Origin of the sequence: Saliterribacillus persicus (assembly GCF_003337485.1) — a bacterium.
GTDB lineage: Bacteria > Bacillota > Bacilli > Bacillales > Amphibacillaceae > Saliterribacillus > Saliterribacillus persicus.
This window is the reverse complement of the sequence record NZ_QPJJ01000014.1, coordinates 21964-34161: the sequence shown is the minus strand read 5'-3', so window position 1 is coordinate 34161 and position 12198 is coordinate 21964. Positions and strand designations below refer to the sequence as shown.

General features: G+C 36.8%; 10 protein-coding genes and 1 riboswitch. Of the genes, 2 read left to right on the top strand and 8 right to left on the bottom strand.

The genetic code is table 11. The features are described from left to right. Positions 1-14: 14 nt before the first annotated feature. The 3 genes from DFR57_RS14740 to DFR57_RS14730 form a co-directional block, all read right to left on the bottom strand. Positions 15-329, bottom strand: coding sequence for an L-rhamnose mutarotase (locus DFR57_RS14740; protein WP_114353984.1), 315 nt, complete (start codon positions 327-329; stop codon positions 15-17). Between the two features lie 127 nt (positions 330-456). Continuing rightward, entirely contained in the window at positions 457-1329 is an 873-nt protein-coding gene (locus DFR57_RS14735) for a Cof-type HAD-IIB family hydrolase (protein WP_114353983.1), read from the bottom strand. Positions 1330-1388: 59 nt separating this feature from the next. Further along, positions 1389-2351: a ring-cleaving dioxygenase gene (locus DFR57_RS14730; protein WP_114353982.1), complete on the bottom strand. Its 963-nt coding sequence runs from the start codon at positions 2349-2351 to the stop codon at positions 1389-1391. 144 nt (positions 2352-2495) lie between these two features. After that, a riboswitch (TPP riboswitch) is annotated at positions 2496-2611 on the top strand. Positions 2612-2716: 105 nt separating this feature from the next. On the opposite strand from DFR57_RS14730, the gene thiW reads away from it, so the two are divergent. Further along, entirely contained in the window at positions 2717-3217 is a 501-nt protein-coding gene (thiW, locus tag DFR57_RS14725; RefSeq protein WP_114353981.1) for an energy coupling factor transporter S component ThiW, read from the top strand. A gap of 47 nt (positions 3218-3264) precedes the next feature. Here the strand turns inward: thiW and DFR57_RS14720 are convergent, their stop codons facing one another. The 5 genes from DFR57_RS14720 to DFR57_RS14700 form a co-directional block, all read right to left on the bottom strand. Further along, complete coding sequence (locus tag DFR57_RS14720) at positions 3265-3501, bottom strand: ferredoxin family protein (protein WP_114353980.1); 237 nt, start codon at positions 3499-3501, stop codon at positions 3265-3267. 263 nt (positions 3502-3764) lie between these two features. Beyond that, on the bottom strand, positions 3765-4604 hold the full coding sequence (locus tag DFR57_RS14715; protein ID WP_114353979.1) for an aldo/keto reductase: 840 nt from the start codon (positions 4602-4604) through the stop codon (positions 3765-3767). Positions 4605-5079: 475 nt separating this feature from the next. Continuing rightward, entirely contained in the window at positions 5080-7443 is a 2364-nt protein-coding gene (helD, locus tag DFR57_RS14710) for an RNA polymerase recycling motor HelD (RefSeq protein ID WP_114353978.1), read from the bottom strand. Positions 7444-7476: 33 nt separating this feature from the next. Beyond that, positions 7477-9300: an ABC transporter ATP-binding protein gene (locus tag DFR57_RS14705; protein WP_114353977.1), complete on the bottom strand. Its 1824-nt coding sequence runs from the start codon at positions 9298-9300 to the stop codon at positions 7477-7479. After that, positions 9290-11014, bottom strand: coding sequence for an ABC transporter ATP-binding protein (locus DFR57_RS14700; protein WP_114353976.1), 1725 nt, complete (start codon positions 11012-11014; stop codon positions 9290-9292). Before DFR57_RS14700 ends, DFR57_RS14705 begins: the two co-directional genes overlap by 11 nt. 242 nt (positions 11015-11256) lie before the next feature. On the opposite strand from DFR57_RS14700, the gene DFR57_RS14695 reads away from it, so the two are divergent. After that, positions 11257-12132 carry a phosphate/phosphite/phosphonate ABC transporter substrate-binding protein gene (locus DFR57_RS14695; protein ID WP_114353975.1) on the top strand — a complete coding sequence of 292 codons (876 nt, stop codon included), beginning with the start codon at positions 11257-11259 and terminating at the stop codon, positions 12130-12132. Positions 12133-12198 lie beyond the last annotated feature (66 nt).

The following is a 12198-nucleotide window of genomic DNA, read 5'->3' as shown; positions in this document are numbered from 1 at the left end:
TAAACTAGCTATTTCTAATTTAATCGGAATACTTCTTGATCTATTAAATACATTTTTGGATCGCCTTTTTCATCCATACTTAGTATATCACTCATAAAGGCTTGCCATTTACGGTTTGCTGGATTATTTTCTAATTTCTTCATGGCACGATGATAATCATCAACTTCCATATAGGCGTATAATTGATTGCCATCCATAAAAATACTATAAGTTGTTATTCCCACTTCTTTTAATGCTTCCAATAACTCTGGATGAACAGCTTTATGTCTCTCGATATATTCTTCTTCTTTACCTTTTTCACATTCCATAAGAAATAAATACCTTGCCATACGCTCGCCTCCTATTTTTGTAAGCACTTACAATGATGCGAAATCTTTATTTATGTCTGTTTATTTATTCTACCATACAAATCTCTTTTGATTAAGCGTAATTTCAAATACAAACAAAAATCGAGAGCTATTCACTCTCGATGTCTGCTAAATCAAAATATTTCTTTAAATACTGATAAACTCCATCTTCATGGTTGGAAAATGCCGTTTCATCCTTTGTTATTTCTTTGATTTCATCTGTGGCATTTTTCATCGCCACACCATAACCTACATATTCCATCATAGGTATGTCATTGTTACTATCTCCGATTGCCATGGTATCTTCACGATGGATATTAAAATGATCAAGCAAAGCCTTAATACCAGAAGCTTTATTTATACCTGTCAGCATCACTTCCACATTATGTGGAGAAGAGGATGATGTTGTGAAATCTGTCTTCTTTTTTAGTTCATTTAATTCTTTTATCCAGTTCGCCATTTTTTCACTATCATTTGAAAAGCAATACATTTTAGAATATTTATCTTCTGGTAATGCCTTTTGCCAATTGATATCGGTCTTCATAGCCATTTGACGTTCAAGCCACTCGTGCATACCTACATCTTCTGGTTTCTCTCCTGTTACCATTTCCTTCATAAAAGGAGAATCTTCTTCTAATGCAATACGTAAAGAATCGTTCGGATGCACTTCATAATATATATTATTTTCTCTAGCAGACGTTATAATATCATGGATTAGCGGGAGCGGTAGGTATTCTTCTTTTATTTTCCCACCATCTCTATAGGTAACCATACCATTTGCTGTAACAAAGCCATCAAGTATGATCTCCTTTGGAGCAGAGTCAAATATTTCATTATAAGATCTACCTGTCACGATAAATACCTTGATTCCTCTTTTTCTAATCTCTTGAATCACATCAATTGTTCTAGCTGATAATTCATTGTAGTGATTGAGTAAGGTTCCATCCATATCTAAACAAATTGCTTTTGGTTGAAATGTCATTGTTATCCCCCTAACTTTTTGCCAATAATAGTATAGCACAGAAAGTAGCGGGATTCCCTCTATTTAATTGGTGTTAAGTTAGCTTCAATTTCCTCTCTATTTTCCTCTAGAAATGGTGGTAGGGCTAAGCTCTCACCTAGTTGATCTAAGTTTTCATCGGTAGCAAAACCAGGTCCGTCGGTTGCAAGCTCAAATAAAATACCATTTGGCTCTCTAAAATAAAGAGATTTGAAATAATAACGATCTACTAATCCTGAATTAGGGAGTCTTCGTTTGCGAACTTTATCTCGCCAAGCCTCTAATTCTGCTTCATCCTTCACACGAAAAGCAACGTGATGCACACTACCTCTTCCAGGTCTCTCTTTTTCTAAATCGGTTCGATGCTCGACATGGACTTCTGCACCTGTACCACCCTCACCAGTTTCATACACTTGTATGTCTGGCTGGCCATCTTCATATGCAGGGTATGTGCCTGCAAAGCGAAAGCCTAGTACTTCTGTTAATATCTCACTAGTAGGTCCGGGATTTGGGACAGTTAAACGAACTGGGCCTAAGCCAGTAATCCCAACATCAGCAGGTACCGGGCTGTGTTCCCAAGGTGTTCCGCTTTCTACCCCATTATTAAATTCATCTGAAATAAGCATGAGGCGCTGGCCCTCATCATCCTTAAAAAAGATTACTTTACGTCCCATTAAGTCTTTGATGGGTTCATGTGCGACCCCGTATTCCTTAAATCTATCAAGCCAATAGTTAAGCGCCTTATCATTTTTAACCCGTAAACCACTGAATGAGATACTATTATTCCCTTGATAAAAACGAGCTGCTTGTTTTATTTCAAAAAAAGTAAGATCAGTACCAGGATTCCCTGCTTCATCCGCATAAAATAAGTGATACATACTTGTGTCATCTTGGTTAACCGTTTTTTTCACCAAGCGCATTCCTAAAATTTCTGTATAAAAACGAACGTTATCCTTTGCCACAGCAGTTATTGCTGATACATGATGAAGTCCTTTTAATTCCATTTTATTTTCCTCCTTGTTTTGCTTTATCTCTATTATCGACAATTCCTATTCTTAGTATAAGTTTAATTTATCTCGAATTCAAGATAAATGATTTCCTTTATTTTTTTCGTGAGATATGCTATTCTTAAAAAAACAAATAGGTGATAGCACTACTAGGGGTGCCTATAAGCATAGGCTGAGAGAAAAGCGCCGTTAAGCTTTTTAACTCTTATTGACCTGATCTGGTTTATTCCAGCGGAGGGAAGTAGCAACTTCTTACGTTCATTAACCAGGTCCTTTTTTAGGGATCTGGTTTTTTACTTTCACACTCCTTTTAGGCACACTAAGTAGCTTGTCATCAATCCATTTTAGAAGGAGTTTTTCAGATGAATCGAACAACCTTATTAACAACGATGGCATTATTTGTTGCTATCGGAACGCTCGCGGCACAATTTTTATGGTTTCCAACAGGTATAGCAAAAGCATATCCTGTGCAGCATGCTGTAAATGTTATGGCTGCAGTTATCTTAGGCCCGGGACCAGCTGTTGTAATTGCACTTATGATTGGATTATTACGTAATTTATTAGGCCTAGGTACATTACTCGCTTTTCCTGGTGGATTGATCGGCGCATTTTTTGCCGGATATTTATACAAATTAACGAAGAAAACATGGTCAGCAGGTGTTGGAGAAATAATTGGAACTGGTATCATCGCTTCGTTACTTTCTGTTCCTTTTGCAAATGTATTAATGGGGCAATCTGTCGGCGCTTTAGCATTTGTTCCAGGTTTTCTTATCAGTAGTATTTCAGGTGCCATCATTGGTTTATTCGTGTTATCTAGAGTAAAAGAATCAAATTTCATCAAGAGACATGCTTTTTCCAAATAAAATAAGCACGTACGAAGTGATTGATTAACTTCGTACGTGCTTTCTTTTTATTTCGCGAAAAAGGCTTCAGCTTTTTCTAAGTATACTTCCTGATCGGGTAATAAATCGTATTCTTCCTCGATCGCATCTACTGGACACACTGCCTTACATGCTCCACAATCGATACAAATATCTGGATCTATATAAAATTGGTCTGTTCCTTCTACAATACAATCTACTGGGCAAACTGTTGTGCATTCTCCTGCTTTTTCTGTCTCGCAGGGTGCTGTAATTACAAAGGCCATGCTATTATTTCCCTCCTAGCTAGTGTTTACACTATTAATCTTAACATATATTAATCTTTTTTCTATAATGACTTGTTTTATTCGAGATGGGTGGTGAATTCCGCCAGCGTTGTTTGGTATTCCGCCGCGTTATCCCTTTATTCCGCCACGATATCGCTTTATTCCGCCGCTCTATTGCTTAATTCCGCCACACTATCGCTTTATTCCGCCAGTCGCACAGAAAAAAGCACTTAGCTGTGAAAATAGCTAAGTGCTTGTATTTATTATCTGCGGTTAAATTCATCTGGATCTGGGCCACTGCGCTCATCTTGATTTAATTGATCAATAAGTGACATTTCTTCATCTGTTAGTTCAAAATCAAATACGTCCGCATTTTCAATAATACGATGCTCTTTCACTGATTTTGGAATCGTAACAACGCCGTGCTGGAGATCCCAGCGAAGAATCACTTGCGCTGTAGTCTTCTCATGGCGTTTTGCAATGTCTGTTAAAGTAGGATCAGCTAGTACCTCACCCTGCTTTAATGGAGACCAAGCTTCCATTTGTATATTGTGCTCTTTACAATATGCTAATAATGATTTTTGGGTTAAGTGTGGATGAAATTCCACTTGGTTAACCATTGGCACAATTTCAGAATCTTTAATTAAGTCATCTAAGTGATGCTCTTTAAAGTTACTTACACCAATCGCTTTGATTTTGCCATCTTTATATAGCTTCTCCATTGCTTTCCATGACTCTTTATATTTATTTAACTCTGGCACTGGCCAGTGTATAAGATATAAATCTAAATATTCTGTGCCTAATTTATCTAAAGTGGTTTCAAAAGCCTTAAGTGTTTCTTCATAGCCTTGATCACCATTCCATAGTTTGGAGGTAATGAATAAATCCTCACGATTTACACCTGATTCTTTGATGCCTTGTCCTACTCCTGCTTCATTTTTATAGATTGCAGCTGTATCAATGCTTTTATAACCATGTTTGATTGCCCATTTAACAGAGTTTATTACTTCTTGTCCATCTTCTACTTGGAATACACCTAAGCCAAACCAAGGCATTTCCACTCCGTTATGAAGCTTTGTTGTAGATTGTAAATTTGTAACCATACGATTGCCTCCTTCAAATTTAACGCTCCCTATTATATTTACACAAATTTCGTATATTTTAAACATTTCTGCTTGAAACGCTTTCATATCTCTTTAAAGGTAAGTATAAACTTTTAACACTTCCTATTATCTATAAATAATGGAGCGGATCTAGACGTAATTTTACTATTAATTTTATTAATAGGCGGTTCGTCTTTAAATAAGACTTCGAAAAATTGCTTCCTTTTCCTCTGAAGCATTATAATCTTTCGAAGCTTTATTAATTGTCTCTAATTTATTTATAGGATTTAAAATACAGAAAAACGAAAGTGAAAGGCGACTCCTACGGGATCAGCACGTCTCCAAAGAGCCACTTGGTAAAAGTTTATTCTTTAACTAGTTAGCTGGGTTCGTGCCCCGCAGAAAGCGACCGCCTGAAACTGTAGTGGAATCCTCTTTATTTTCACTTATGATTTCAAGAAAAAAAACAGCAGTTTTACCTACTGTTTTTAAAAATAGCATGTACTTTATAATGCTTGTAATGTTTCGTTGGGACATCTTGGATAAATGCACTTGGTTCTCCAATGGAAAGTAATACTAATTCATGCTGTGCTCTTGTACAAGCGGTATAAAATAAATTACGTTCGAGCGCATTCTGATAATTTTCATTTGATGCATTTGGAATAATGACTGCATCAAATTCGATTCCCTTGGCTAGGTATGCTGGAATAATAGCGACTCCTTTGCCAAAGTTTTGTGTTTCTTGTGTCATCAGCTCTGCATCTACTCTATCCTTTAATAATTCATAAAGCTCTTTGCTCTCTGCTAGAGTTTTAGCAATCACAGCAATAGTCTGGTGCCCCGCTTCTTGATACATTTCGATAAAGTCTAATGTTTTTTCCTCGACCATTTTTAAGTTTTCCACTTCCATAACAACAGGCAAGCTTCCATCTCTTTCGAACGGTTCGATTAAATGGCCATTCGGCATAAAGGATTTAGTAAAGGAAACGATTGGTTCTGTTGATCTGTAGCTACGGGTCAGCTCTACTCGCTCATGCTTCTCTTCCAACTTTTCTGATAATAAGCTTTCTTCATGTAGGGCATGCGCATAGATTGCCTGGTTAATATCACCCAACAAAGTCATGCGACTAACAGGGAAAAGTTTTTTAATAAAAGCAAATTGGAATGGCGAGTAATCCTGCGCTTCATCAATAAAGACATGCTTAATCGTTCGAACATCATTAAATCCGATTAGTTCTTTCTCAAAATAGACATAGGCCGTAGCATCCTCCCATGTCAATTGCTTATCCTTCAAGGATTGAGCGGTTAAATCACTTATAGCTTCCCATGCATTTCCTAAACCTTCCGTTTTTCGTTGATAAGCTGTTTGTTCAAATAACTGACGATAGGTTTTTAAGCGATCCACAAATGCTTTTCGCTTAATTTTCGTTTTTAACGGGCGCAGTTTTCTTGTTAATACTTTCTTACGCAATAATTCTTCTTCTTTGGTATAGTCATTAAACGAATCTTCTTCAAATGGCTGGCGATCTTCAAGGCGTTGGTGAACGTCAAGAAAATCTTCTTTATCGAGTAATTCAATTTCATCACGAAGCCAGTCTGCTCCTACTTCTTTCTTTTCAAAGCTTCGAACTTCTTTTGTGATCCATTCCATCGTTTCTTCCACTCGGTCTGAAAGTGAAATATGATCATCTAGGCTATAAAAGTATTTAGCTATATCCTCTTTTTTCACAATTGCCTTCCCGCGGAATGTCACGTTTCGGAAAATAATACCAGCTTCACCGAGCTGATCGAGGTAATCATCAATAAAAGCTTTAAAAGCTAAACTTGCTTTAATATGCATGGCTTCTTTACGGGTTTTAAAATTTTCACCTTCACCATTTAAATAATATTCCATTTGTTCAAATGGTGACTCTAATGCAATGCTTTTTGGTAATTGACGATTTAAATATTGATAAAATGTCATTTGCTGCATATTATCTTCGCCTAATTCAGGCAGAACGGTAGCTACATAGCTATTAAACAATGGATTAGGTGAGAATAATACGATTTGTTCTGATGTTAATGTCTCACGGTAACGATACAACAAATAAGCTACACGCTGCAGCGCTGCTGATGTCTTTCCGCTACCAGCTACACCTTGAACCACTAATAATTTGCTTTTCTCATTCCGAATTATTTGATTCTGTTCACGCTGAATAGTCGCTACAATACTTTTCATTTTGGTACTCGCCTGATTGCCCAACACCGCTTGTAATAAACTATCTCCAATTGTAAGTCCTGTATCAAACATTCCCTTTAATTCACCATTTCGTATCATATACTGACGTTTTAACAATATTTCCCCGGAAATATTTCCTTCCATGGTGTCGTAATTTGCAGGACCAGGTGGGAAATCGTAGTACATACTAGAAATCGGAGCGCGCCAATCATAAACAAGAAACTCTTCATCATTCTCATCCATTACAGATGCTAAACCAATGTAGATTGGCATCTCTTCTTTTTCATCATCTTCCTTAAAATCAATACGCCCAAAATATGGAGAATCCTTTAATCGTTTTAGTGTATCAATCCGTTCACTAAACTGACCGTGACTTCTTTCCCGTTCACTCAAAAATTCTGCTTGTTGCTTGATACTCGCTTCCGTTTCGTAAAAGTCATCTAACTCTTCCAAGTTAACGGTAACGTCTTCCCAGAATTCTCTTCTTATATCAATGACACTTTCTTTTAAGTCTTTAACGTTTTCACTTAAATAATTTATCTTCCTTGTGATCTCTTTAACGACGTGATCAACACGGATTTGCTCTTGTTTTTTTTCATTATCTTGTTGTCCATTCGTCATTATTTACACCTCCATGACGATTATTTCCATACACTATTGAGCTCTGGATTTTTGTTGTGTGTGAACAAGGTTGGCATAGAAACCGTCATCTAATAATAGAGACGTGTGTGTTCCCTGTTCAATTATTTCTCCTTCATCTAACACAAGAATCAGATCTGCATGTTCAATCGTATTTAATCGATGTGCAATCACAAAACTTGTTCTATCTCTCATCAGGCGTTTTAATGCCTCATTTATTCGGATTTCTGTAATCGTATCAACACTACTTGTAGCTTCATCTAGTATTAATATGGACGGATCTGATAGCATTGCTCTGGCTATAGATATTAGTTGGCGTTGCCCTTGACTAATACCACTTCCATTCCCTTCTAACACTGTATCATATTGATCAGGTAGTTGCTTAATAAACGCATGTGCATTCGCAAGCTTTGCTGCCTCTTCCACTTGTTGATCCGTGGCATTTAAATGTCCATATCGAATATTTTCCCGGATAGTGGTATCAAATAAGTACGCATCCTGTAGAACTATACCTAATTGACTTCGTAAGTCACCACGTTTTATATTTGCAATTTCTTTTCCATCTATCCATATCTTACCCGATTTTGGCTCATAAAAACGAGCAAGCAGTGAAATAATTGTCGTCTTTCCAGCTCCAGTAGGACCTACTAACGCAACTGTTTGCCCTTGTTGTGCCTCAAATGACACGTTGTTTAGTACCTGCTCTTCTTCATTATAATAAAAAGAAACCGAATCGAACCTAATATTTCCTCTAATAGTAAAATGATCTTTTTGATCCTTTAACAGGTTATCGTCTTCTTTTTCTTCATCTAATACTTCAAAAACGCGTTCCGCACCAGCTACTGCTGAGAGAATAACATTAAACTGATTGGCTAAATCATTTAATGGTCGTGTGAATTGTCTCGCATATGTGGTAAAGGTTACAATTATACCAATTGACACAACATTATTAGCTGATATTGCAAGTAAGCCACCAACGCCAACAATGACTGCAAAACTGAAATTGTTTAGAGAGTTCATCAGTTTGGGAATAAATCCCGAGTATACCTGAGCCCAGTAACTCACCTCTCTAAGCTTTTCATTATTTTTGGCAAATTTATCAATCACACGCTCTTCCTGATGAAACAATTTTACCATTGTATGACCAGAAAGTGTTTCCTCTAAATAGCCATTCATTTCACCAAGCTCTTTTTGCTGGGCTTTAAAATATGTTCCTGTACGTTTTGTAATCCACTTCATTCCATAATACATCACAGGGACAATAGTAAGTGTAAGTAATGTTAATAATGGACTTAACAAGAGCATTACAATAATTGTCCCTATCAGTGTTAAGATACTTGTTGAAACCTGAATGACGGCTGTATTTAATGTTCTACTTACATTTTCAATATCATTGGTTAAGCGACTCATTAAATCACCGCTTTGCTTTCGTTGGAAATATAACATTGGTAAGGTAATAACATGCTCAAATAAATCCTTACGCATAGAAAATACAGTTTGTTGGGAGATATCTATCATCCAATAATTCTGTAACGCTAACGAAATCGAATGAAATACAAATACAAGCGATAATATAATAAGAAGCGTTGTTAACGAAAAAGAATTGCTTTCTCCTATTAACGTATCTACAGACAAGCCAATAAGATAAGGGCCGAGCAACGAAAGAGCAGAGCTTATAAACACAAGTAGAATAACGACCCAGAATAATACCTTATCTGTCGCCATATAACTCCATATACGGCTAACCGTTCCTCTAAGATTTTTTATTTTTGGTTTCTTCTTTAAAGGTGGATGATGAGGAGACTGCGCTCTGGCAGTTACTGGTTGTTTAGACTTCATCAATACGCACCTCCTCTTTCGTTTGTGAATCCCAGATCAATTGATATAGCTGATTATTTCTTAGCAATTCTTCATGCTTACCAAGACCAACAATAGCACCCTTTTCCAATACTAGTATTTTATCTGCATCGATAACAGAACTTATTTTTTGTGAGACAAGAAAAGTTGTACAGGCGCGTTTTCTAATTGCTTCGAGTACAGTTTCCTCTGTTGCTGCATCTAACGCGCTCGTACTATCATCCAATAATAATATTTTCGGATTATCCGCGAGCGCTCTAGCGATTGATAATCGTTGCTTTTGCCCACCAGATAAATTTACACCCCTCTGACCAACTAAGGTATCGTACCCGTCTGGTAAACTCATAACAAAGTCATGTAACATCGCATCTTTTGCTGCTAGTGTGATTTCCTCATCCGTTAAATGTTCGTTTCCCCATGCAATATTTTCTTTTATCGTACCAGAAAAAAGAAAGCCTTCTTGCGGCACAAGGGTTATACCATGGCGTACCTGATTGCCCCAATCTGTTATTGGTTTATCGTCGATATATATACTGCCATCTGAAGCGGTATATAAATATGGAATAAGATGAAGTAAGGTGGATTTACCCGACCCCGTTTCACCAAGAATCCCAATTTTTTCTGAAGCATTCACGGAAAATGTTAAGTCTTTTAAAACAAGCTGCTCTGTAGTTGGATATACAAAATCTACCTTTTCAAAACTAACCTTGCCAACGATTTCTGCAGTTCCACCTGAATTAGTAGTTACATCATCCGGTTCTTCGTCAAGTACATCATTGACTCGTTTTGCTGATGCTCTACCTCTTGAAACATTCATTAATAAAAAGGAGAATACACCGAATGAAGCGAGCATGCGTGTTGCATAATTAATAATGGCAACGACTTCACCAGCCTGGGCCTCTCCCGCATTTAATTGTATATTTCCAAACCACAATAATGCGATCATCGCTATGTTCATAATAAGCATTGTAATTGGAAGCACGATTTCCATAACCCATAATGCCTTTTTATTCTTGTCCTTTAACGATGTATTTACTTTTTTAAATCGTTTATTTTCAAATTTCATTCGATGAAAAGCTTTCACAAGGCGAATCGCTAACAAATTTTCTCTGATAATTCCATTCACCTGATCAATTTTTTCTTGTACTAATTTAAAATATTTCATGCCTTTTAACATGAGCCAAAACATAATAAAAAACAGCACTGGAATAGTTAATAACAAAATCCATGCCAAAGGCGGATGAATAATAAAGGACATCACTATACCAAGAATAATAAATAAAGGCGCCCTAAGCATAATACGCATGAACGCAAATAAGAGGCCTTGAATCTGCGTTACATCATTCGTCATCCTTGTTAATAAGGTAGATGTTGCAAATTGTTGCACCTTCATCGCGGAGAACATTTGAATGTTACGATACATGTCGCGGCGAAGGTCATGACCTACCCCTTGACTCACATCCGCAGCAAAAAATGAACTACTCACACCACCAATAAACGCAATTACAGTAAGTACTAATAACAATGCGCCATATCGATACACTACACCAAGATCTTCAGCAACAATCCCATCATCAATGATCCTCGCCATAATAAGAGGTTGAACTAACTCTACAATCAACTCTACGATCATTAAGCTAAGCGCAATAATCATCGATTTTCTATATAAATGTATGTATTTCCACATTTTTCTCATGATGAACCTCCGAATTTTCAAACCAATAAGCTCACTTGTAAGTTTCGCTTCTTACCATTATACAGAAAGAAAAACGTTTGCTCCATTTTATTAGTTCATTTTAACGAAAAAGATGAAGCACACGTAAAAATTATGAAGCCTAAGATAAATTTGTTAAGTATTGGTAAATAGTATGGCGAAATGCCTATAAGCAGTGCATAATTGCGATAGAAACACACAAAAAAGTATTTGGGGGATTAAATATGAGAAAATTAACAATTGTTTTAGCAAGCCTTTTAATGATGGTAATCATGGCCGGTTGTAGTGAAGATGACGCATTAGTAATGGGATTTGTTCCTTCACAGGAATCCGATACAATCGCAGATACTGTCGAACCTTTAGCTGAACAACTCTCAGAAGAATTAGGAGTGGAAGTGGAAGGAAAAGTAATGACAAATTATACCGCATTAGTCGAAGCAATGGGTACAAATGAAGTGCAAATCGGGTTTATTCCTGCTTTTGGATATGTTTTAGCCAATGAAAAGCATGACGTGGAAGTCATACTTAAATCAGAACGATACGGAAGCGGTACGTACAAAGCTCAATACTTAGTGCAAGCAGATTCAGGTATAGAGAGCTTGGAAGATTTAGAAGGAAAAACTTGGGCATATGGCGATCCAACTTCTACTAGTGGGTACTTATTTCCAGCAGCTCAGATAATGGATGAATTCGATGTTGCAGATCCTGAAACAGAATTTTTCGCAGAATCAATACAAACAGGTGGACATGATAACTCAGCGATTACCGTTTATAACGGGGAAGCGGATGTTGCGACTACCTTTGATGATGTCCGTGGTGAGTTAGAAGAAGAATATCCCGATATTATGGAAAAGTTGGTTGTTCTAGATTACACAGCTGAAATTCCAAATGATACGATCTCTGTTTCAAGCGATGTAGATGATGAATTAAAAGAAGAGATTAAACAAACCTTCTTAAGCTTCAATGACAATGATGAGATGATAAAAATCATGAACGATGTTTATAATTGGGATCGCATTATCGAAGCTGACGACAGTGAATATGATGTTGTTCGCAGTACCTATGAAAAATTCGGTGATTCTATCAGCTTAGACGAATAAGAGCTTCATAGCTTCATAGTAAAAAAACGAGGAGAGAAGCTATTTTTCTCTCCTTTTTTACATCGT

Excerpts from the sequence above, each read along its gene's own strand:
- DFR57_RS14695 (WP_114353975.1), top strand. The coding sequence starts at position 11,257 with ATGAGAAAATTAACAATTGTTTTAGCAAGCCTTTTAATGATGGTAATC.
- DFR57_RS14715 (WP_114353979.1), bottom strand. The coding sequence starts at position 4,604 with ATGGTTACAAATTTACAATCTACAACAAAGCTTCATAACGGAGTGGAA.
- DFR57_RS14700 (WP_114353976.1), bottom strand. The coding sequence starts at position 11,014 with ATGAGAAAAATGTGGAAATACATACATTTATATAGAAAATCGATGATT.
- thiW (WP_114353981.1), top strand. The coding sequence starts at position 2,717 with ATGAATCGAACAACCTTATTAACAACGATGGCATTATTTGTTGCTATC.
- DFR57_RS14740 (WP_114353984.1), bottom strand. The coding sequence starts at position 329 with ATGGCAAGGTATTTATTTCTTATGGAATGTGAAAAAGGTAAAGAAGAA.
- DFR57_RS14720 (WP_114353980.1), bottom strand. The coding sequence starts at position 3,501 with ATGGCCTTTGTAATTACAGCACCCTGCGAGACAGAAAAAGCAGGAGAA.
- helD (WP_114353978.1), bottom strand. The coding sequence starts at position 7,443 with ATGACGAATGGACAACAAGATAATGAAAAAAAACAAGAGCAAATCCGT.
- DFR57_RS14705 (WP_114353977.1), bottom strand. The coding sequence starts at position 9,300 with ATGAAGTCTAAACAACCAGTAACTGCCAGAGCGCAGTCTCCTCATCAT.
- DFR57_RS14730 (WP_114353982.1), bottom strand. The coding sequence starts at position 2,351 with ATGGAATTAAAAGGACTTCATCATGTATCAGCAATAACTGCTGTGGCA.
- DFR57_RS14735 (WP_114353983.1), bottom strand. The coding sequence starts at position 1,329 with ATGACATTTCAACCAAAAGCAATTTGTTTAGATATGGATGGAACCTTA.